The sequence below is a fragment of the Massilia scottii genome (assembly GCF_030846495.1).
GTDB classification, from domain to species: Bacteria; Pseudomonadota; Gammaproteobacteria; order Burkholderiales; family Burkholderiaceae_D; genus Telluria_A; species Telluria_A violaceinigra.
Map to the genome: position 1 here is coordinate 22,618 of NZ_JAVCWM010000015.1, position 20,456 is coordinate 43,073.

Annotated in this window: 20 protein-coding genes and 1 pseudogene; 10 read left to right on the forward strand and 11 right to left on the reverse strand. The window is 64.4% G+C overall.

Annotated features, from left to right (window positions below; translation table 11 throughout):
* Window positions 1-18: 18 nt before the first annotated feature.
* The 4 genes from RBA41_RS20580 to RBA41_RS20595 all read right to left on the reverse strand — a co-directional run bounded on the left by RBA41_RS20580 (window position 19) and on the right by RBA41_RS20595 (window position 4,416).
* On the reverse strand, window positions 19-1,392 hold the full coding sequence (locus tag RBA41_RS20580) for an ATP-binding protein (protein WP_306626125.1): 1,374 nt from the start codon (window positions 1,390-1,392) through the stop codon (window positions 19-21).
* On the reverse strand, window positions 1,359-2,099 hold the full coding sequence (locus tag RBA41_RS20585; protein ID WP_306626126.1) for a response regulator: 741 nt from the start codon (window positions 2,097-2,099) through the stop codon (window positions 1,359-1,361). Before RBA41_RS20585 ends, RBA41_RS20580 begins: the two co-directional genes overlap by 34 nt.
* A 101-nt stretch (window positions 2,100-2,200) precedes the next feature.
* Window positions 2,201-2,890 carry a hypothetical protein gene (locus tag RBA41_RS20590; RefSeq protein WP_306626127.1) on the reverse strand — a complete coding sequence of 230 codons (690 nt, stop codon included), beginning with the start codon at window positions 2,888-2,890 and terminating at the stop codon, window positions 2,201-2,203.
* 59 nt (window positions 2,891-2,949) lie between these two features.
* Complete coding sequence (locus RBA41_RS20595; RefSeq protein ID WP_306626128.1) at window positions 2,950-4,416, reverse strand: sigma-54-dependent transcriptional regulator; 1,467 nt, start codon at window positions 4,414-4,416, stop codon at window positions 2,950-2,952.
* Between the two features lie 247 nt (window positions 4,417-4,663).
* On the opposite strand from RBA41_RS20595, the gene RBA41_RS20600 reads away from it, so the two are divergent.
* From RBA41_RS20600 to RBA41_RS20610, 3 genes are all read left to right on the forward strand, one after another.
* Complete coding sequence (locus tag RBA41_RS20600) at window positions 4,664-5,866, forward strand: serine hydrolase domain-containing protein (protein ID WP_306626129.1); 1,203 nt, start codon at window positions 4,664-4,666, stop codon at window positions 5,864-5,866.
* A 354-nt stretch (window positions 5,867-6,220) separates the two neighbouring features.
* A complete protein-coding gene (locus RBA41_RS20605; protein WP_306626130.1) occupies window positions 6,221-6,811 on the forward strand; it encodes a hypothetical protein in 591 nt (196 codons plus the stop codon).
* A 2-nt stretch (window positions 6,812-6,813) separates the two neighbouring features.
* The gene (locus tag RBA41_RS20610; RefSeq protein ID WP_306626131.1) at window positions 6,814-7,401 is read left to right on the forward strand and encodes a hypothetical protein; all 588 of its coding nucleotides are present in this window, start codon (window positions 6,814-6,816) and stop codon (window positions 7,399-7,401) included.
* A gap of 126 nt (window positions 7,402-7,527) precedes the next feature.
* Here the strand turns inward: RBA41_RS20610 and cueR are convergent, their stop codons facing one another.
* Together cueR and RBA41_RS20620 are read right to left on the reverse strand one after the other, a co-directional pair.
* Window positions 7,528-7,917: a Cu(I)-responsive transcriptional regulator gene (gene cueR / locus RBA41_RS20615; protein WP_306626278.1), complete on the reverse strand. Its 390-nt coding sequence runs from the start codon at window positions 7,915-7,917 to the stop codon at window positions 7,528-7,530.
* Window positions 7,918-7,919: 2 nt separating this feature from the next.
* Window positions 7,920-10,133, reverse strand: a complete 2,214-nt coding sequence (locus tag RBA41_RS20620) for a heavy metal translocating P-type ATPase (protein WP_306626132.1) — start codon at window positions 10,131-10,133, stop codon at window positions 7,920-7,922.
* A gap of 138 nt (window positions 10,134-10,271) precedes the next feature.
* Between RBA41_RS20620 and RBA41_RS20625 the strand changes: the two genes are divergently transcribed.
* From RBA41_RS20625 to RBA41_RS20650, 6 genes are read left to right on the forward strand one after another with little or no spacing between them, the layout of a single operon-like run.
* Window positions 10,272-10,472, forward strand: a complete 201-nt coding sequence (locus RBA41_RS20625) for a heavy-metal-associated domain-containing protein (protein ID WP_306626133.1) — start codon at window positions 10,272-10,274, stop codon at window positions 10,470-10,472.
* Window positions 10,473-10,514: 42 nt separating this feature from the next.
* Window positions 10,515-10,838, forward strand: a complete 324-nt coding sequence (locus RBA41_RS20630) for a hypothetical protein (RefSeq protein ID WP_306626134.1) — start codon at window positions 10,515-10,517, stop codon at window positions 10,836-10,838.
* Between the two features lie 56 nt (window positions 10,839-10,894).
* Window positions 10,895-11,266, forward strand: coding sequence for a hypothetical protein (locus tag RBA41_RS20635; RefSeq protein WP_306626135.1), 372 nt, complete (start codon window positions 10,895-10,897; stop codon window positions 11,264-11,266).
* A 2-nt stretch (window positions 11,267-11,268) separates the two neighbouring features.
* Window positions 11,269-12,675, forward strand: a complete 1,407-nt coding sequence (locus RBA41_RS20640) for a TolC family protein (protein WP_306626136.1) — start codon at window positions 11,269-11,271, stop codon at window positions 12,673-12,675.
* Between the two features lie 13 nt (window positions 12,676-12,688).
* A complete protein-coding gene (locus tag RBA41_RS20645) occupies window positions 12,689-14,083 on the forward strand; it encodes a multicopper oxidase family protein (protein ID WP_306626137.1) in 1,395 nt (464 codons plus the stop codon).
* 28 nt (window positions 14,084-14,111) lie between these two features.
* Window positions 14,112-14,540, forward strand: a complete 429-nt coding sequence (locus RBA41_RS20650; protein ID WP_306626138.1) for a YybH family protein — start codon at window positions 14,112-14,114, stop codon at window positions 14,538-14,540.
* A gap of 43 nt (window positions 14,541-14,583) precedes the next feature.
* Here RBA41_RS20650 and RBA41_RS20655 read toward each other — a convergent pair whose 3' ends face one another.
* Window positions 14,584-15,153 (reverse strand): GAF domain-containing protein, encoded by a 570-nt coding sequence (locus RBA41_RS20655; RefSeq protein WP_306626279.1) that lies wholly within the window; start codon window positions 15,151-15,153, stop codon window positions 14,584-14,586.
* A gap of 3 nt (window positions 15,154-15,156) precedes the next feature.
* A pseudogene (locus RBA41_RS20660) lies at window positions 15,157-15,327 on the reverse strand (excisionase family DNA-binding protein); the annotation flags it as partial.
* 44 nt (window positions 15,328-15,371) lie between these two features.
* Between RBA41_RS20660 and RBA41_RS20665 the strand changes: the two are divergent.
* Window positions 15,372-17,567: a methyl-accepting chemotaxis protein gene (locus RBA41_RS20665; RefSeq protein WP_306626139.1), complete on the forward strand. Its 2,196-nt coding sequence runs from the start codon at window positions 15,372-15,374 to the stop codon at window positions 17,565-17,567.
* Here RBA41_RS20665 and RBA41_RS20670 read toward each other — a convergent pair.
* Genes RBA41_RS20670 through RBA41_RS20680 form a run of 3 tightly spaced genes read right to left on the reverse strand, consistent with a single transcriptional unit; the run spans window position 17,564 to window position 20,388 of the window.
* Window positions 17,564-18,094: a GNAT family N-acetyltransferase gene (locus RBA41_RS20670; RefSeq protein ID WP_306626140.1), complete on the reverse strand. Its 531-nt coding sequence runs from the start codon at window positions 18,092-18,094 to the stop codon at window positions 17,564-17,566. The genes RBA41_RS20665 and RBA41_RS20670 overlap by 4 nt on opposite strands.
* Before the next feature lie 10 nt (window positions 18,095-18,104).
* Entirely contained in the window at window positions 18,105-18,998 is an 894-nt protein-coding gene (locus tag RBA41_RS20675) for an SMP-30/gluconolactonase/LRE family protein (protein WP_306626141.1), read from the reverse strand.
* 7 nt (window positions 18,999-19,005) lie between these two features.
* Window positions 19,006-20,388, reverse strand: coding sequence for an MFS transporter (locus RBA41_RS20680; protein ID WP_306626142.1), 1,383 nt, complete (start codon window positions 20,386-20,388; stop codon window positions 19,006-19,008).
* Window positions 20,389-20,456: the final 68 nt, after the last annotated feature.

A 20,456-nucleotide genomic window follows, 5' to 3' on the forward strand; every position in this document is an offset into this window, starting at 1 on the left:
GGCAGCGCGCCTGCCCGGTCATGGCGCGGCCGGCGCCTCCAGGGCGCGCAACACCAGCCGCGCTTCCAGGCCGCCTTCGGGGCGGTTGTGCAGGGTCAGTGCCCCCCCGAGCGTGAGTGCCAGCTGGCGTGCGATGGCAAGCCCCAGGCCGGTGCCGCCGGTGTCGCGGTTGCGCGAGCTTTCGATCCGGTAAAACGGCTCGAACACCGCCTCCAGCGCCGCCTCCGGAATGCCCGGCCCCTCGTCGAGTACCCGGATCGTGATGAGCGCATCTCCCGAGCGCTCCATCACGATCCGTGCCTGGCCTGCGTACTTGAGGCTGTTGTCGACCAGGTTCGTCACGACGCGGCGCAAGGCGCCGGGGCGCGTGACGAGCGGCGCGCCGGGCTGGCTGCTGAAGCCGACGTCGGCGCCGCTGTCGAGGTAGTCGAGCGTGATGGCGTCGAGCAGGTCGTTGGGGTCGATCGCGCGCGCCGGTTCCAGCAGGCCGTGCATGGCGCGCGCATAGCCGATCCCTTGCCGCGCCAGGTCTTCGAGCTGCTGGAGGTCCTCGATGAGGCGTTGCTGCTGCGGCGATTCATCCATCAGGTCGACGCGCAGGCGCATGCGCGTGATCGGGGTTTGCAAATCGTGCGATATCGCCGCCAGGATGCGCAGCCGTTCGTCGACGTAGGCGGCGATGCGGCGCTGCATGGCATTGAAGGCACGCGCCGCGCGCACCACCTCCGACGGTCCTTGTTCCGGCATCGGGACCGGGCGCAGGTCGGGCCCGAGCGCGTCGGCGGCCTGGGCGAGGGTACGCAGCGGCTTGATTGCCAGCCGTACCGCCAGCCAGCAGGCCAGCGCGACCAAGGCCAGCTGCCCCGCCAGCATGAAAGGCAGGCGCGGTGACAGGGGCAGGCCGCGGCGCGGACGGAAATCGACAGTCAGCGGCTGCCCGTCCGACAGTTGCACGTGCACCTGGAATCGTTCGGGTCCGCCTTCGACCGCATGCGCGGTGAATGCGTAGCCCGGTGTCAGCGCGCGCGTGACCGACGCCAGCAAGCGTGCCGAGTGCGGGGCGCGAACCGGTGGCCCGTCGCTGCCGGTGCCGGACGAAAAACGGTAGCCGCCGCGGGCAAGGCGCGGCAGCCAGGCCGCCCGCTCCGCGTGGGGCAAGCGGTCGATCAGGGCAACGGCGGTGCGCACGTCGGCTTCGACGTAATCGATCATCGCCCCCATGCTCACATCGTTGCGTTCTTCAATCGTCAGATGGGCGGAAAGGAACTGGGCGGCAGCCAGTCCCGCCAGCAAAATCAATGACAGGCGCGCAAACAGGCTGGCCGGCGCCAGCCTGCGCAAAAGGACGATGAGGCGGCTCACATCGCGCCCGCGAGCGGCGTGACCGGGCATGACAGCACATACCCTTCGCTGCGCAGCGTCTTGATGTAGCGCGGCTCGCGCGGATCGTCGCGCAGACGCTGCCTCAGGCGGCTGACAAGAATGTCGATGGAGCGGTCGAATGCCTGCGCATCGTGGCCATGGGTCAGCTCCAGCAGCTGATCGCGTGTCAGGACCCGTTGCGGATGGTCGAGGAAGACCCGCAGCAGCCGGTATTCCGCAGTGCTCAGTGCGACCGCGACATCGTCATCGGCGAGCAGATGGCGTGCCACGACGTCGAGCCGCCACGTCCCGAAGCCGATCAGGCGCGCCGACTCGGTCACCTGCATGTTGGGAGGAAGCATCCGTGTGCGGCGCAGCACTGCCCGGATGCGCGCCAGCAGTTCGCGCGCCGCGAACGGCTTGGCCATATAGTCGTCGGCGCCGAGCTCGAGACCGACAACGCGATCGGTTTCATCGTCGCGCGCGGTGAGCATCAGGATCGGAATGGCGCGGTGCTTGCCCGCCCTGATTTCGCGGCACAAAACGAGCCCGTCGTCGCCAGGGAGCATGATGTCGAGAACGATGACGTCCGGCGTCGACCGTTGCAGCGCCGCCCGCATCTCGCGGCCGTCGGCCACCGCCGTACAGCACAGGCCCTGTTTTTCGAGATAGGTACTGAGCAACTCACGAATGTCCCGGTCGTCGTCCACGATCAGGACATGATCGGTCTCTCCCACGCTTTGTCTCCTTTAGTGGCTTAGTGGCGGCAGGCAGCCGGCGCTCGCCGTGCTGCCAGGTGTGCCAGCCAGATTGCTGAACGGATGCCGGATATGTGCGCTCAGCGCGTTTTTGCTTTTTTGTATACGCCGTCCGCCAGGGCGGACTGTTCATCGGCCACCACCAGGCCATCCTTGCCCACCTTCAATTCCAGGGACGCGAACGCGGTCATGGCCGAGATGGGATTGGTCAGGCGGAAACCGGCGATGCGGGCTTTGGCGCGCTCGGGCGTCACCGCCAGCCATTGCCACTCTTCCTGGCTGTTGCTGCGGCGCAGGCCGGTACGGGCCCAGACTTCGCCGGCCGGCATGGTCACGGTCGCCTCGCCATTCCTGGGGTTGGTATTGGCGACCGCGCTCTTGCCCGACGCCGCTTCAAACTTGACTTCGATGTTCTTCAACAAAATGTCCGCCGTGCTGGCGACCGCCACCCAGGTGCCGGCCTCGGGTTCCTTCTTCGCCTTGAACTCGCTGTCGGTCTCGAGGCGGAACACCATCGGATTCTTTACCGGCGTGAGCACGATGAGGTCGTTCTTGATCTCCCAGACGCCCTCGGTGCCATCGTCTTGCGAACCGTAGATGAGCATGAACTGGAACTTGCCGTTCTTGCCCAGCCAGAGCTCCGAACCGACTTCCCTCACCCCTTGCAGAAAGTAATTCCCGGGCAGGTCGTTGATGTCGGGTGGTGCGGCGAACGACGTCAGGCTGGCCGTGGCCAGGACGAGAGCGGACAGGAGCGGAAGGGTGCGCATGGCAATGTTTCCATTTCAATTATAGAAACAGCATTCTACGCCAACGCCCCATCCCCGCTTCACAACACCTTGCCTGCGGCGCGCCGGCGCAGATAACGCCGCAGCGCTTCGCTGGGCGTCCTGAGGGCGGCGGCGCAGCGTCCGGCGTCGCCGCCGCTGGCCGCCAGCGCCGCCTCGATCTCGGCCGGTGCGATCGCGTCGACCTGGCGGATGGCGGGATGCGCCTCGATCAGCTTGTACATCGATGGACGCGACACCCCCAGCGCCAGCGCCGCATTGCGGATCAGCCAGCCGTTCGCCTCCAGCGCGTCCAGCACCGCCTGTCCGCTCACCTTGCCCAGCCTGACGCGCGCCGGCCGGCTCGCCACCCCGGCCGCCACGCCCGGCACCAGCGCATCGAAGGCCAGCGGCTCGCCCGCCTGCGCGGCGCTGAGGGCGCGCTGCACCACGCTGCCGAGCTGGCGCACATTGCCGGGCCAGTCGTAGTTGCACAGCTGGCTGATGAAGGCCAGCGGCAGTTCGGCGGCGCTGCCGGTGCGCGCGCTCCACGCCTGCATGAAGTGCAGCGCCAGCACGCCGATATCGCAGCGCCGCTCGCGCAGGGGCGGCAGGTGCACCACCAGCGCTTCGAGGCGGCGCAGCAAGCCCTGATGAAAGCCGCCGTGCTGCAGATCGTGGTCGCTGGCGCCGATCAGGCGCGCCCGCGTCGCCTCCTTGACGCGCGCGCCGGGCGGGCGGTACTCGCCGGTCTGCAGCACGCGCAGCAGCAGCGCCTGCACCGCCTGCGGCGCCGTGCCTATCTTGTCGAGAAACAGGGTGCCGCCGCCGGCCCGCGCGAAGGCGCCCGTTTGCGCGCCGAACAGGTCGGCCACCGCCTGCGTTTCGCCCAGGGTCGCCATGTTCACCGTCGCCATCGGGCCGGGCCCGCGGGCGCTGGCTTGATGGATCGCCTGCGCCGCGAGTTCCTTGCCGCTGCCGGCTTCGCCCAGCAGCAGCACCGGCAGGTCGGCCGCGGACACCTGCCGGATCAGCTCACGCACGCGGATCGCGGCGCTGCTCACCCCGCGCACGGAGGCGATGGCGCTGTGCTGCGGCAGGCGGTCCATCCAGTGCACGCACAGCAGCACCACGCCACCGAGGGCGATGACCAGGCCCGCGTCCACCTGTTCGGCTGTGCAGCGCGTGCCCGCGCCGGCCAGCAAGGCGCCGTTCAATTCCACCTGCATGCGGCTTTGCGGCAGCAGCAGGCTCACGCCATGGTCGCGATGGCGCCGCAGCCGTAGCGAATCGCGCGCGATGCGGCGGTGTCCGAGCGGCGCCGCGCTGGCCGCGGGGCCACAGAACAGCGGCGCGAAGCGGTTGAGCTCCATGTCGCCGCTGCCCGGCGCGGCGATGAACTGGTCGCCGATACGCTGCGGCTGCGGGTGCCACAGGATGGTCAGCGCCAGCCGCTGCGCGGCGCGGCCGGCGAGCGCGCAGACCGGCGAGGCCAGGGTGTTTTCGGCATCGATGAGGGAATGGATCACGTGCGGGCTAGCCCGGCATCGGGGCGGTGGAAGGACAAGTGGTCATCGGGCGTATCAAGCGGGTTCGGGTTCTGGAGCGGGCGCCGGGGTGTTCGCCTGCGGCGCGCCAGCCTCGATTCTACCGCCATGCGCCTCGATGACCGTGCGGCGGCCCAGCCACCGCGAAATAGCGTCACGACATACCGCATCGACGCGGCCTGACAGGAAATGTGAAAATGCGCTACTTGAACAAGAAGGTGGGATGCACATGAGACGACGAGTACTACTGGCCATCATGCTGGCCTGCTGCGCCGTGGCGCAGGCGCAGCCGGACCACAAGGCGCTGACCGCCAGGCTGCAGGCGCTGCATCGGGACGCGGGCTTTGCCGGGTTTGCGGTGGCCACCGTCAGCAAGGATGGGGTGACGTACCGGCACGGCTTCGGCTACGCCGACCTGGGCGCCAGGCGGCCATACCGGACCGATACCGTGCAAAACGTCGGTTCGGTCAGCAAGACCTTTGTGGGGGTGGCGCTGGCCAAGGCGATCGAGCTGGGTTACTTCACCCTGGATACCGAAATCAATGCGGTACTGCCCTTTCGCGTGGACAATCCGCATGCGGGCGCCGGACCGATCACGATCAGGCATCTGGTCACGCATACGTCCGGCATCGTCGACGACGACGAGACTTACGGGCACTCGTACTACCTGAACGCCTATTCGGACCGCCGCAGTGCCTTGCTCAAGCGTTTCACACAGGAGTACACCGTGCCGGGACGTGCCGATACGTCGCTCGGCGGTTTTCTTCGGGGCTACCTGGCGGCGGACGGGCGCGATTTCAAGGCGAGCAATTTCAGCGCGGCGCCGAGCGGCAGCACCTACGACTATTCCAACATCGGCGCGGCGCTGGCCGCCTATCTGGTCGAACTCAAGAGCGGACAGCGCTTCGATGCGTTCTGCCAGACCCATATTTTCCAGCCGCTGGGCATGCGCCATACGGGATGGTCCATCAATGATGAGCTCGCTGCGCGCCATGCGCGGCTGTACGACACCGGGAAACAGGCATATCCGCTGTATTCGCTCATCACCTATCCGGATGGCGGCCTGATCACTTCCGCCGACGACCTGGCCATCTTCCTGGTGGAAATGATCAAGGGGTATCGGGGCGAGTCGGCCTTGCTCGGCAAAGCATCGTTCCGGCTACTGTTCGACAAGCAGTTCGCCGACGACGCCATTCCGGCCGGCAGTCCAAAAGGCGAACCGAATGGCGGTATCTTCTGGCGCTACGAGGCCAACGGGCTGATCGGGCACTCGGGCAGCGATCCGGGCGTGACGACGTTCATGGCGTTCGATCCGGTACAGGGAACGGGAAAGATCTTCCTGACGAACAGCGATTTCGGCGACGCTGGCGAGGACAGTTCAGCGCGCGCAATGACGAAATTCAAGGCCATTTGGTCAGCCCTTGATCGATAGCCGGGCAGAACCGGCGGACGGCCATGGGAAGGCGACGAAGCATGCCGGATCAGGCCCGAAGTTCGTCCACGAGATTTGATGCATGTTGCAAAAAAGATGCTTTACTATCCCCAATGAGGGTATATATTCACTCACATGGAGATGCGATTCAGTCTCCGGTTTCGAGAATCCCCCTTCGACAGATCGAACATGGTGGAGCGCCTTGAGAATGCAGGTTTTCCATGGCGAAAGTGCGAGCTGACGTGCTTGCTGAAGTCGGGCAGCGCGGAAGCACCCAAGCGCGTAAATTCATCAAGATAAAGACCTCGGCGTGATAACCAGCAACATTTCTATCTAACCTTCGGGGGATGTGCAATGAGCAGCTACTATCAATTTTTATTGACGAGCTGCATTCTGGTTTTGCTACCGATTATCCCAGCCGTTGTTATATTCAAGGCATTTCCCCAACCGCACAACAGCGCTGCTGGCGAGGGAACACTGTATGGCATGCGCTGGAAATTCGGCGGCGCGTTCGCCGCCTATCTGGTTGTGGCTCTAATGGTCCTGAGTGCAAACAAACATTGGTTTCAGGCCAGAGAAGTGGAAGTGTGGACTGTGCGCGGCGCGGTAAATGCTGGAAATATTGATATTAAAAACGTGCTGGCCGTGCGTAGCTTGCCGCAGACGCTGAGCGTGGAATCCGACGGCTCCTACGAGTTCAAGGTCATTGTCCACCGTTCGGGCGACGTCCTCAATTTTCCGAAGGTGTTGTTCGAACTGCGGAGCGAATGCCGCGAGCGGCGCACAGTGAGGCTCGATGGCGTCAATTCCGCAGGCACGTTCGATGCGCTGAAGTCCGAAAATAAAATTGATATCAAACGCAACGATGCGGACCGTTCGATCGAAGTCAGTCCCATCGTACTGGGGCGAATTACCGACGCAAATTGCACGTCCATGAAGGAGTGAATATGCGATTTTTCTTGCATGGTCTTATTGTGCTGCTCTTTGCTGGATCAAGCCATGCCGCGGATTTGCCGAACGCACACCAACTGACTCACCGGAAAAACTATTCGGTGGTTTTTTTGGATGACTATAATTTGGGCAAGATTAACCTGGCGTGCACACTGCCCACTGGCGTTCCTGTCGGCATCGTTTTGGTCAGTGATACTGCCGACTTCCGGTTTGTGGCTGTGAAGTTACCTCAAGGTGCCGCAATTTTGGCTAATCAGCATGAGCTGAAGCGAGCGTGGGTACCTTACGCGGTGTATTCTTTTTACCGCGAATGCGCGCTTCACGTCATGTCCAAGGTGACTGCAACAGGAATTGATGATGCCGACAACCTTACCATGTCGCTCTCCCGTGCCGCTGAATGCCTTGCTGTAATCCCGACGCTGAATGTCTTTTCCAATCCAAAAGACGTCTCGTTGTCGAGAATTTCATTCCAGTTGAAAGATGAATATGGGGAGCGCATCGGATCGTCCCCGGCGGAACTGGAACGCTGTCGCAATCCAAAATTTTCGGCGGATGTCGCGACCAAGGAAATGAAGAAACGGTAGGAACCGCCGACGTTTCAGAAACTGCACAGGACTGGAACGGCATCCGGACTCGTTCTTTAGACCCGCAAGCGCTGGCGGCAGCCCGAACGTCGGACAGGTTCAGGCACGCCATTCATGAATGCAGGCTTAACCCAGCGACAAATCGTCGAGGATCGGGCAGTCCGGGCGATCGTCGCCGTGGCAGGCGCCAGCCAGTTTTTCCAGCGTGCGCTTCATCGACTGCATGTCGTTGATTTTTTTATCCAGCTCCGCGATATGCTGCTTCGCCATCGCGCGCACGTCCTTGCTGGCGCGCTGCTTGTCCTGCCACAAGGCCAGCAAGGTCTTGATCTGCTCCAGCGCAAACCCCAGTTCCCGGCTGCGGTGAATGAACTGCAGCACCTGCACATCGCGCGGCCCGTACACCCGGTAGCCCGCATCGGTGCGCTGCGCCTCGCCAATGAGCCCGATCGATTCGTAATGCCGGATCATCTTCGCCGACACCCCCGACGCCTTGGACGTCTCGCCGATATTCATCATCATGTTTTCCCTCCCGCAACCCAGCGCTTGAGCAGCAGCGCATTGCTCACCACCGACACGCTGGAAAACGCCATCGCCGCCCCTGCAATCATCGGATTAAGCAGACCGAACGCCGCCAGCGGCACGCCGATCACATTGAACACAAACGCCCAGAACAGGTTCTGGCGAATCTTGCTGTAGGTGCGGCGCGAGATATCGATGGCGTCGACCAGCAGGCGCGGATCGCCCCGCATCAAGGTCACGCCGGCCGTATGCATCGCCACGTCGGTACCGCTGCCCATGGCCACGCCGATATCGGCCGCCGCCAGCGCCGGCGCGTCGTTGATGCCGTCGCCCACCATGGCCACCCGTTCGCCCTTGGCGCGCAGGGCCGCGATGATGGCTGCCTTGCCCTCGGGCAGCACCTGCGCGTGCACCTCGTCGATGCCGAGCTGGCCCGCGATATGGCGCGCGCTGCCGGGGTTGTCGCCACTGAGCATCACCGTGCGGATGCCGGCCGCGTGCAGGCGCTCGATGGCCTGCCTGCTTTCCGGCTTGAGCGCGTCGCCAAAGGCGAGCATGCCGAGCAGGCGCGGGCTTTGCCCGGCGTCGGCCAGCCACGACACGGTCTCGCCGGCCTCCTCGCGCGCCTCCCCCTGCGCGGCCAGCGGGGCAATGTCGATGCCGTGCTGGCGCATCAGCGCCGCATTGCCCAGCAACAGCTGCCGGCCATCCACCGTCGCGCTCACGCCCAGCCCGGCCAGCGCACGTGTTCCCGAGGCGGTCACCGTGACGACGCCCGCCGCCCGCGCCGCGTCCCCGACAGCACGGGCCAGCGGGTGCTCGCTGCCCTGCTGCACGGCGGCCGCCAGCGCCAGCAAGGCTTGCTCGTCGCCCTGCGCCGCCACGGTCGCGGTCAGGCGCGGCTTGCCGGCAGTCAGCGTGCCGGTCTTGTCGAAAGCCACCACGGTGACGCCATGCAAGAGTTCCAGCGCCTCGGCATCCTTGATCAGGATGCCGTATTTGGCGGCAACGCCGGTACCGGCCATGATTGCCGTCGGCGTGGCCAGCCCCAGCGCGCAGGGGCAGGCAATGACCAGCACCGCCACCGCGTTGAGCAGCGCCGCACTCCAGTCGCCGTTGGCCAGCCACCAGCCGAAGAAGGTGAGCAGCGCGATGACGATGATGGCCGGCACGAACACGGCGCTGACCTTGTCCACCAGGCGCTGGATCGGCGCCTTGGCCGCCTGCGCGTCCTCGACCGCGCGGATGATGCGCGCCAGCACGGTTTCGGTGCCGATGGCGCTGGCGCGGGCAAGCAGCATGCCTTCACCGTTGACCGCCCCGCCGATCACGCGCGCGCCCACGGCCTTGCTCACGGGCAGGCTTTCGCCGGTCAGCATCGATTCGTCGGCATGGCTGGCGCCTTCGATGACGGTGCCATCCATCGGAATGCGCTCGCCGGGGCGAATCACGACCTCGTCGCCAACCTTCAATGCAGCGATCGGGATGTCGCTCTCCACGCCGTTGCGGCGCACGCGCGCCGTTGCCGGCCGCAGGGACTGCAAGGCGCGGATCGCTTCAGTGGTCTGGCGCTTGGCCCGCGTTTCCAGCCACTTGCCGAGGCGCACCAGGGTGATCACCACGGCGGCCGCCTCGAAGTACAGGTGCGCCCCATGATGCTGCGGCTGCCCGAGCCATTGGTACAGGCTCAGGCCGTACGCGGCCGAGGTGCCGAGCGCGACCAGCAAATCCATGTTCCCGCTTCTGGCCAGTAACGCTTTCCATGCGGAACGGTAGAAGCGCGCGCCGATCCAGAACTGCACAGGCGTGGCCAGCAGCCATTGCACCCAGGCAGGCAGCATCCAGTCGATGCCCACCGCTGCCAACAGCATCGGTGCCAGCAAGGGGATGGTCAGGGCGGCGGCAATCGCGATTTCCGCCGGTTCGGACAGCGCGCGTGGCGGCGCGGGCGGTGGCGCTGTCTCGGCAGGCGCCCTGGCCGTGTAGCCGGCGCGCTCGACCGCCGCAATCAGCTGGGCGGGGTCGAGCGATTGGCCGGCGCCGGTGACCAGTACTTTCTCGGTGGCCAGATTGACGGTGGCGCCCTGCACGCCCGGCACCGCGCGCAGCGCTTTTTCGACCCGTCCGGCGCACGAGGCGCACGTCATGCCGCCCACGTCCAGCGACGTTTCAAAGGCGCCCTGCTTGTCCTGCATTGTCGTGGTAGTCATTTCTTGCTCCTATACAACCGTATGCCGCCATGATCAAGCTTCCCATTATAGTAAGGTCAAGCGAAAAAACCGCTTGACCTTCCCACGGTGGGAACGTCGACAATGGCGTTTGTCACATCCACCACCAGGAGTTCCGCCATGATCAAGCTGAGTATCCCCGACATGAGCTGCGGCCATTGCGCAGGCGTCATTACCAAGACCGTCAAGGAGCTGGACCAGGATGCCGTCATCGCGTTCGACATGCCGGCGCGCACGGCCCTGCTGAACACGACAGCGGCGCAGGAGCGCATTGTCGCCAGCCTGGCCGATGCCGGCTACCCTGCGACAGTGGCCCGGTAAGCACCGGTGCGGCGCCGATTTTCCATGTGCTAGACTTTGCCCATGACGTCCTTGAGAACATTGCTGGTCTGGCTGTTGCTGCTCGCGATCCCTTTACAGGGCTTCGCCGCAGCCTCGTCGGCGCTGTGCGAGGCGGCCAGGGCACCGGTCGTCAGCATGGACGAAAGTCATTGCCACCAGCCGGACAGCCCCGCCAAGTGCAGTAACTGTGCATTCTGCTGCGTGGGCATGGCCATTGCCCCGGCCTTTGCCGCGCTGGCCGATGCGCGAGCGCTTGCATCCGAACGGATTGCCTATGCCGCCGTGCACGTGACGGCGCATATTCCCGGCGGCCTGGAACGTCCCCCTCATTCCCCGATCGCCTGAATGCCCCTGGTCCGTCCGCGGACCAGCGACTTTTAACCAACACGATTGAGGTTGTCATGAATTCCCTTCGCCTGATATGGCCGCTGCTGCTTGCCGCCGCGTCGCCGGCGCTGGCGCAAACGAGCGCCGCACCACCTGCCTACGACTCGGCCTTTGCCGGGTACCGCACCTACCAGGAGCCGCAACCGGCATCCTGGAAGGATACCAACGACCAGCTGCGCAAGGCGCCCGGCCACATGGGCCACATGGGCCACGCCGGTCACGACATGAGCGCCGCCAAAACACCGGACGCAGCAAAGGTTGACGATCCGCATGCCGGCCACGACATGAGCAGCATGAAAAAGAGCCCGGAGCCAGCCAAGGCCAAGGCCGAGGCCAAGGCCGAGGCCAAGGCCGAACCGCACCACGGCCACCACCACAAGGAATGACGATGCAACGATTATCGACTCCGCTGCGCCGCATCGCTCTGGCGGCCATCTGCGCCGGCGCCGCCGGCTGCGCATCGTTCTCGCCCGATGGCGGCTACGCCGAGGTGCGCCAGCTCGCGCAGCAGCGCACCGGCAACGCCATTCCCGCCACCGCACCGGGCGCCGGCAGCGTCGAGCGCGAGGTCGCCGCGCTGCTGGCCAAGCCTTTGTCGGCCGACGATGCGGTGACCGTCGCCCTGCTCAATAACCGCAGCCTGCAGGCCGGCTACGCGGAACTGGGCATCGCCGAAGCGGACCTGGTGCAGGCCGGGCGCATCGCCAACCCGGTGTTCAGTTTCGGGCGCCTGAAAAGCCACGAGGGCATCGAGATCGAACGCAAGCTGATGCTGCCCGTGATCGGCCTCTTGACCATGCCGGTCACCACGCGCCTCGAACGGCGCCGCTACGAACAGGCGCAATTGCGCGCCGCCGGCGAGGTGCTGCGCACCGCCGACGCCACCCGGCGCGCCTGGTACGGCGCGGTCGCGGCCCAGCAAAGCGCCGAGTACATGGAGCAGGTGAAAAACGCCGCCGAAGCGAGCGCCGAACTGGCGCGCCGCATGGCGGTGGCCGGCAACTGGAGCAAACTGCAGCACGCGCGCGAACAGGCGTTTTACGCCGATTCGGTGGCCCAGCTGGCCCGCGCGCGCCAGACCCGCACGTTAGAGCGCGAAAAGCTCACGCGCCTGATGGGCCTTTCAAGCGCGGCTGCCTTGACCCTGCCCCAACGCCTGCCCGACCTGCCGGCGGCCCCGCGCGAGGTGATGGATGCCGAAGCGCAGGCCATGAACAACCGGCTCGACATGCTGATGGCGCAAAAGGAACTGGCCGGACTGGCCTCCTCCCTTAGCCTGACGCGCGTCACACGCTTCGTCAACCTGCTCGACCTGAGCTACCTGCGCAACACCGGCGAAACCGGCGAGCGCGCCACCGGCTACGAGATCGAATTGCAGATTCCGCTGTTCGACTGGGGCAGCGCCAGAGTGGCCAAGGCCGAAGCGATGTACATGCAGGCGGTGCACCGCGCCGCCGGCTTTGCCGTCGACGCCCGCTCGCAGGTGCGCGAAAGCTATGGCGCCTACCGCACCGCCTACGACCTGGCGCGCCACTACCGCGACGAAGTGGTGCCGCTCAAAAAACGCATCGCGGACGAGCAACTGCTGCGCTACAACGGGATGCTGATCAGCGTCTTCGAACTGCTGGCCGACGCGCGCGAGCAGGTTGTCAGCGTCAACGCCGCCATCGAAGCGCAGCGCGACTACTGGATCGCCGACGCCGCCCTGCAAGCCGCGTTGACCGGTGCCGGCGACAGCGCCGCAGCCGCAACCCCGGCGCCACGCGCCGCCAGCGCCGCGCCGGCCCAACACTGAAAGGACATGCAACATGGTTTCACGTAGAAATTTCTTCACCGGCGCGGGCGCGGTTGCCGTCAGCACGGCACTGGTCTCGCGCGTCGGCGCCGCATCGCTGCCGGAAGCGGTCATCATGGACAAGGCAGCGACCCAGCCGCCGCTCATGCCCCCCAACGGCCGCCCGTACAACCCGGTGGTCACCCTCAACGGCTGGACTTTGCCCTGGCGGATGAAGGACGGCGTCAAGGAATTCCACCTGGTGGCCGAACCGGTGGTGCGCGAAATCGCGCCCGGCATGAAAGCCAACCTGTGGGGTTACAACGGCCAGTCGCCGGGACCGACCATCGAAGTGGTGGAAGGCGACCGGGTGCGCATTTTCGTCACCAACAAGCTGCCCGAGCACACCAGCGTGCACTGGCACGGCCAGCGCCTGCCCAACGGCATGGATGGCGTGACCGGCCTGACCCAGCCCGGCATCGACCCGGGCAAGACCTTCGTCTACGAATTCGTGGCCAGGCGTCCCGGCACCTTCATGTACCACCCGCACGCCGACGAAATGACGCAGATGGCGATGGGGATGATGGGTTTCTGGATCACCCACCCCAAGGACCACAACTTCATGCGGGTCGACCGCGACTTCTGCTTTTTGCTCAACGCGTACGACATCGACCCGGGCAGCTACACGCCCAAGGTCAACACGATGCTCGACTTTAACCTGTGGACCTTCAACAGCCGCGCCTTTCCCGGCATCGACCCGATGGTCATCGCGCAGAACGACAAGGTGCGCATCCGGGTCGGCAACCTGACCATGACCAACCATCCGATCCACATGCACGGCCACGAGTTCGTGGTCACCGGCACCGATGGCGGCTGGACGCCGCCGGCGTCGCGCTGGCCGGAAGTGACGACCGATATCGCGGTCGGCCAGATGCGCGCGATCGAGTTCGTCGCCAACGAGCCGGGCGACTGGGCCTTCCACTGCCACAAATCGCACCACACCATGAACGCCATGGGCCATGACGTGCCGACCCTGATCGGCGTCGACCAGCGCGAGGTGCTCGGCAAGATCAACAAGCTGGTGCCGGGCTACATGGTCATGGGCGACAAGGGCATGGCCGACATGGGCGAAATGGAGATGCCGCTGCCGGACAATACGCTGCCGATGATGACCGGGAGCGGCCCGTTCGGCGGCATCGGCATGGGCGGCATGTTCACCATGATGAAAGTGCGCAAAGGGCTGGCGCGCGGCGACTACAAGGACCCGGGCTGGTACAAGCATCCGCCCGGAACGGTGGCCTACGAATGGAAGGAAGGCGGCATCGCCAAACCGGAGCCGGTGCGCGCGCCGGATGCCGACAGGATGGCGGCAAAACCTGGCGAGAAGGTGCTGCAAGTGACCAAACCGGGCAAAAATCATGCACACTGACGCTTTTTTCAACGACTGAGAGAAGCCGATGCGTCAATACGTTCTGCTTGCCGTCCTCGGACTGGCATCGCTACATGCCCGGGCGGCGACGCCCAGCGAGACGCTGGCGGCCTTCCACGCCGCGCTGCACGCGGGCGACCAGGCGCGTGCGATGGCGCTCCTGAGCCCCGATGCGGTCATTTACGAGGCCGGTCATATAGAACGTTCGCGCAGCGAATATGCGGACCATCACCTGGCGGACGACATTGCGTTCGCCAGGGCCACCACGCGCCGGGTGCTGCGGCACAAGGAGCGGATCGACGGCAACATCGCCATCATCCTGGACGAAACCGAGAGTAAGGGTACGTTCAAGGGCAAGAAGATCAATGCGGTGGGAACCGAGACGGCGCTGCTGGAGAAAAAGGGCGACGGCTGGGTGGTGCTGCATTTTCACTGGTCGTCGCGCAAGGCGAAGTAGTCAGCGCACCGCTGCAACCGCTGCGTCATCGATACCGGCCGGTCTACTTTGGGCGAGAAATCTCGCCAGTGACGATCGCTGCCAATTCCTTCAGGCCACGGTGCTGGTCCTCGGTGAGTTGACGCGGTGCCGAATCGAGCACGCAAAGGGTACCGAGCCGGTTCGACTCCCGATCAGTGACAGGTATGCCAGCATAAAACCGGATGTGCGGGTCCCCCAGAACCAGGGGGTTGGCGGCAAAACGCTCATCTGTCCACGCATCCTCAACCACCATTCCCTCTGGCGACAAGATCGTATGGCTGCAGAACGCGGCGTCCCTCGGCGTTTGCGCCGCGTCGAGCCCGACACGGGATTTGAACCACTGACGCTCTGACGTCAACAAGGACACCACGGCCATCGGGCATCCCGTGATGTGCGACGCCAGCCAGGTCAGCCGGTCGAATGCAGGGTCAGGCGGACTGCCGATCAAGCCACTGGCCGACAGTGCACTGAGCCGTTGCTGTTCCGTTTCCAGCATCGGATAGGACGCTGTCGGCGGTTTGACGAATTCCTCCGCCAGCTTTTCCGCTTGCCGCGGCGCGGCCCCATCCTGCCTGCTGCCCTGCAGACGCACCACTGCACTGAGGCGGCAGCGCCGGTGTCCCCCGGGAGTTTTCCATGAGGGAAGCGCCCCGCTCTCCATCCACAACTGAGCAGTACTAATACTGACGCCAAGTTCATACGCCGCCTCGCGTGTCGTAAGGACCGGGTCGACGGGAGCTGGAGGGTGGGGGGGAAGGATCGACATGAAGAGAATTATATCCCATGTGCAATTGTTGTCGCGGTTAAAAAGTGCTGAATTTGGTGAAAGTGAGAAATTCGCACAAAAATGCGAAAATTCGATTGCGCTTTATGATTCCTCAGGGCAATATGTCTTATCAAAATAATGAGGTCAACATGAAAACTTTCGGATTCTCAAGCGCTAAAATCGGTACCAAGGTCGCTGCTGCGATGTTGGTGGCCGTCGGTGGCCTGTTCAGCATCTTCGTGGTGCTCACGAACGTGACTAGTCAACAGCAAGCGGAAGAGGAAGCGGTCCTGAACGTGACCGAAAAAAGCCGGCTTTTCAGAACCACCGTCGAAGTGCTCGATCAAAGCCTTCGGACACAGGTCGGCGCTTACACAAAAGTATTTGCGGATTCCTTGCGGGGCGAATTCGCTGTCGATCCGGCCAACATGGTCGATGTGGCAGGCAAACAGGTATCGGTCATGACGCTCGATGGCAAAGCCGTCAACCTTGACTTCGGTATCCCGGATGCGTTCACGGCACAGACCGGCGCCTACGCGACGATTTTTGTACGGCAGGGGGACGACTTTTTCCGCGTAACGACGTCACATAAAAAGGAAGATGGAAAGCGGGCAATCGGCACGGCGCTCGACCACGCCCACCCCGCGTACAAGGTGCTATTGGACGGCCAGAGTTACGCCGGGTCGGCAAGCCTGTTCGGCGGCCAGTATATGACGCGCTACACGCCCATCGTCGATACCGCCAAAAAAGTGATCGGGGTGCTGTATGTGGGCATCAATTTCACCGATTCCATGCGTCTGCTCGGGGAAGGCATCAAGTCGATCAAACTGGGAAGCGAGGGCGGATTTTACGTTCTCAATGCGCGGCCCGGAAAAGAGCTTGGCAAAGCGCTTGTCCACCGTCAGCAAGAAGGCGCGAACCTGCTCGACGCACGCGATGAAACGGGACAACCCTACGTGCAAACCATGCTGACCCAGGCCAACGGCGTGCTGCGCTACGCCGAGGCAGGTAAAGAGGGGCGCGACGCGCGCGTTCGCATCGCGGCGTTCAGCACCGTCAAGGACTGGAAGCTGCTTATCGTCGGCGACGCCTATCTGGACGAAGTCACCGCCGGCGCCACGCGCCAGCGCAACCAGGCTGCCTTGATGGGCTTGCTGATGGTCCTGATCGTGACGGCGATGCTGTATTTCATTGTACGAAAGCTGGTTGTGCAGCCTTTTGGAAATGCATTGCGCGCTGTGGAAACGGTGGGATCGGGCAACCTGACGGGACGCGTGCAGATCACGTCGCAGGACGAAAGCGGGCGCTTGCTGGCCTCGGTGCAGAGCATGACCGATCGCCTGGCATCGGTGGTTACCGAAGTGCGCTCCGGAACCGATGCAATTACATCGATCTCGGCCGACGTCGCAGCTGGAAACATGGAATTGTCGAGCCGGACGGAACAGCAAGCCGCCGCGCTGGAGCAGACCGCCTCGTCCATGGAGCAGATGAATGCCAGCGTGCGCCATAACGCGGAAAATGCCTTGCATGCCCAAGCCCTGTCACGGGACGCATCGAATACCGCCCGGATCGGTGGTAGCGCCGTGGAGCAAGTGGTTGCAAAAATGGACGCCATCTCGGCGTCGGCCAGGCGCATCGCCGATATCACCAGCGTGGTCGATGGCATCGCTTTCCAGACCAATATCCTGGCGCTGAATGCGGCGGTCGAGGCTGCGCGCGCCGGTGAGCATGGCCGTGGATTCGCGGTGGTCGCAACAGAGGTGCGGACCCTGGCGCAGCGCTCCAGCGCGGCGGCGAAAGAGATCAAGCAACTGATCAATGAATCGCTGGACCAGGTGTCCTCCGGCACGCAACTTGCCCGCAGCGCCGGAGACACCATGCGTGACGTCGTTGGCGCCATCATCAAGGCAAACGAAGTCATTGACGAAATCTCGGCGGCCACCCAGGAACAGGCGACGGGCATCGACCAGATCAACCGCGCTGTTGCGCAGCTCGACCAGGTAACCCAGCAGAATGCCGCCCTGGTCGAGGAAGCGGCCAGTGCCGCCCAGACGATGAAGGGCGAAGCGCAACGCCTGGCGCAAGTCGTCGAATTTTTCGTCGTCGATCCGGCGCCTGCGGCACACGAGCCGCAAGCAAAACGCATGTCCAGCCATGCGACGACGAGCAAGGCCGCCCCGGCTCACCGGGTGCGCCAGCCGCGCCAGCTGCCACGCCTGTCCACCGCACCAGGCTTTTAGTCCCGGGCCTCCAGGGGAGCGAGCGCGCGCCACATGTGGACCTTGGCGAGATAGCGTTCGCCCAGCGCGATGGCGAACGGCTCCACGCCGAAGGCGGTGAAACCGAGCCGTTCGTACAGGCCGCGGGCAGCACCGTTTTCTTCGGTGACCGTGAGCTGGACGATTTTTGCGTGCGGACGCGAACGGGCGTAGTCCAGGGCGGCGTTGAGCAATTGCCCGCCAAGCCCGCCGCGGCGGTACAGGGGCGTGACGTACATGCCGAACAAGGTGACCTTGTGGCGCCCTTTTTCGCGCACCTCGAACGACAGGCCGACGGTGCCGGCAAGCGTACCGTCGGCGCCGAACGCACCGAGCACCACTTCGTTCGATGCCGGGTCCGGGTTCAGGCGCGCTTCCCACCATGATGCCGGCAAGGCGGCGCGCTCAGGTTCGCCGGATGTGTAGGCGTCGGGGTGGAGCGCAAGCGCTTCGAGCGTGATCGACCGGTACGCCGCAGCGTGCGCAGGATCGAGTCGCGCGATGTTCACCTTAGCCGCCTCAGTCGCGAAAACGCGTCTCGGGCATGCCCTGCACGCCGGGGCGCACCAGCAGCAGCGCGCCCGATTCGGTGTCCTCGGGCTTCCTGCCGGCCGCGATCGAGGTGACCAGCAAGGTGTCCATATCGGGGCCGCCGAAACTGCACATCGATGGCTTGAGCAGCGGCAGGTCGATGGTGCGATCGAGCTTGCCCTCTGGCGTGAAGCGCAGCAGGCAGCCGCCGTCGTTCCCGCAAATCCAGTAGCAGCCGTCGACATCGACCGCCGCGCCGTCGGGACGGCCCTGGTGCGCGTTCATGTCGACGAACACGCGCTGGTTGTGCGGCGTGCCGCTGTCGGTGTCGTAGTCGAAGGCCCAGATCATCTGGCGCGAGACGTGCGAGTCGGACAAATACATGGTGCGTCCGTCCGGCGAAAAACCCAGGCCGTTCTGCACCACCAGGTTCGATACCACCGGCGCCGAGAAGCCCTGCTCGCGCGTGTAGCGGTACAGGGAACCTGCGGCGCGCAGTTCGGGCTGGTCGAGGTCCAGCGTGCCGCTCCAGAAGCGTCCCTGGCGGTCGCAGCGGCCGTCGTTGAAGCGCATGCCCTTCTTCAGGTCGGGCAGCGCGGCCAGCAGCGACGCATGCGCATGCACCTCGACATCGAGCGTGAGCTCGAACACGCCGGTCTCCATCCCCGCGAGCAGGGTGCCGCTGCCGGTGAGCGCCAGACAGGCCGGCATTTCGGCGGTGAACCAGATACGCTGCTCGCCGCTTGCCGCATCGAGGCGCCAGACGCGCCTGCCGAGAATGTCGACCCAATACCAGGCGCCTTCGCGCGCGCTCCACAGCGGGCTTTCGCCCACCTTGCAGCTCACGCCCGGTACTTTTTCGATGCTGGCTTGCTTGCTCATATTTCCCTTACAGATCGGTGATTTCGCGGTAGCGCGGCACCAGTGTTTTCATCATCGACCATGCAGCCAGGTAGGCCAGCGCGCAGATCGAGAACATGATCATGTAGCCGGTGCTGATCTGGCCCATGGCGCCATAGTAATCGAACAGCCAGCCACCGAGCTTGGTGAGCAGCACGCCGCCCATGCCGCCGGCCATGCCGCCGATGCCCACCACCGAGCCGACGCTATGCTTCGGGAACATGTCGGAGACGGTGGTGAAGATGTTCGCCGACCAGGCCTGGTGGGCCGATGCGCCGATGCCGATCAGGATCACCGGTACCCAGAAGCTGATGTAGCCGAACGGTTGCGCCAGCAGCACCACCAGCGGAATGAACGCGATGGCCAGCATGGCCTTCATGCGTCCGTCGTAGGGATTGTCGCCGCGGTTGATGAAGTAGGTCGGGAACCAGCCGCCGCCGATACTGCCGACCATGGTCATGCTGTACAGGACGGCCAGCGGCACGATGATGTCGGTGCCTTTCAGGCCATAGGTCGCGGCCAGGTATTTGGGCAGCCAGAAAAGGAAGAACCACCACACGCCGTCGGTCATGAATTTGCCGAGCGCGAAGGCCCAGGTCTGACGGTAGCCGAGCAGCTTGAACCACGAGGTTTTCGGCTTGACGATGCCCGCCGCGGGAGCGCCCGCCGCAGGATCGGGAACCACCGCGCAATCGCTGTTGATGTAGTCCAGTTCCGCCTTGCCCATGCGCGCCTGGCTGGCCGGGGTATCGTAGAACACCATCCACGCGGCCATCCAGAAGAAGCCGATCCCGCCGATGATGATGAACGCCATCTGCCAGCCCCACGCGGCGGCAATCACCGGTACGGTGAGCGGCGCCAGGATGGCGCCGACGTTGGCGCCGGAGTTGAAGATACCGGTGGCAAACGAGCGCTCCTTCTTGGGGAAGTACTCGGCGGTGGCCTTGATCGCGGCCGGGAAGTTACCCGCTTCGCCCAGCGCCAGCACCGCGCGCGACATCATGAAGCCGGCGATCGATACCGGTACCACGGTCATGCCAAGGCTGGTCAGGATGCCGTTGATGCCTTCGCCGATGCCGATGGCGAAAGCGTGCATGATGGCGCCGAGCGACCAGATGGTAATGGCCAGTACGAAGGCGCGCTTGGTTCCGAGCTTGTCGATCACGCGGCCGGCGAACAGCATCGAGAACGCGTACACGAACTGGAAGGCCGCCGTGATGTTGGCGTAATCGGTATTGGACCAGCCGAATTCCTTCGACAGGTCGGTGGCAAGGAGACTGAGGACCTGGCGGTCCAGATAATTGATGGTGGTGGCGAAAAACAGGAGGGCGCAAATCGTCCACCGGTACTTGCCTATGACTTGCTGGTTCATCGGTCGCTTCTTTATGGTTGTTTTTAGAAACAGCGCCGCCGGAAGGTGTCTCCACACCCGGTTCTCCG

Bases quoted from the DNA above. Each gene is read 5' to 3' on its own strand.
- RBA41_RS20640 (WP_306626136.1), top strand. From the start codon at position 11,269: ATGCAACGATTATCGACTCCGCTGCGCCGCATCGCTCTGGCGGCCATC.
- RBA41_RS20580 (WP_306626125.1), bottom strand. From the start codon at position 1,392: ATGCCCGGTCACGCCGCTCGCGGGCGCGATGTGAGCCGCCTCATCGTC.
- RBA41_RS20630 (WP_306626134.1), top strand. From the start codon at position 10,515: ATGACGTCCTTGAGAACATTGCTGGTCTGGCTGTTGCTGCTCGCGATC.
- RBA41_RS20620 (WP_306626132.1), bottom strand. From the start codon at position 10,133: ATGACTACCACGACAATGCAGGACAAGCAGGGCGCCTTTGAAACGTCG.
- RBA41_RS20600 (WP_306626129.1), top strand. From the start codon at position 4,664: ATGAGACGACGAGTACTACTGGCCATCATGCTGGCCTGCTGCGCCGTG.
- cueR (WP_306626278.1), bottom strand. From the start codon at position 7,917: ATGAATATCGGCGAGACGTCCAAGGCGTCGGGGGTGTCGGCGAAGATG.
- RBA41_RS20650 (WP_306626138.1), top strand. From the start codon at position 14,112: ATGCGTCAATACGTTCTGCTTGCCGTCCTCGGACTGGCATCGCTACAT.
- RBA41_RS20625 (WP_306626133.1), top strand. From the start codon at position 10,272: ATGATCAAGCTGAGTATCCCCGACATGAGCTGCGGCCATTGCGCAGGC.
- RBA41_RS20645 (WP_306626137.1), top strand. From the start codon at position 12,689: ATGGTTTCACGTAGAAATTTCTTCACCGGCGCGGGCGCGGTTGCCGTC.
- RBA41_RS20590 (WP_306626127.1), bottom strand. From the start codon at position 2,890: ATGCGCACCCTTCCGCTCCTGTCCGCTCTCGTCCTGGCCACGGCCAGC.
- RBA41_RS20610 (WP_306626131.1), top strand. From the start codon at position 6,814: ATGCGATTTTTCTTGCATGGTCTTATTGTGCTGCTCTTTGCTGGATCA.
- RBA41_RS20605 (WP_306626130.1), top strand. From the start codon at position 6,221: ATGAGCAGCTACTATCAATTTTTATTGACGAGCTGCATTCTGGTTTTG.
- RBA41_RS20675 (WP_306626141.1), bottom strand. From the start codon at position 18,998: ATGAGCAAGCAAGCCAGCATCGAAAAAGTACCGGGCGTGAGCTGCAAG.
- RBA41_RS20635 (WP_306626135.1), top strand. From the start codon at position 10,895: ATGAATTCCCTTCGCCTGATATGGCCGCTGCTGCTTGCCGCCGCGTCG.
- RBA41_RS20680 (WP_306626142.1), bottom strand. From the start codon at position 20,388: ATGAACCAGCAAGTCATAGGCAAGTACCGGTGGACGATTTGCGCCCTC.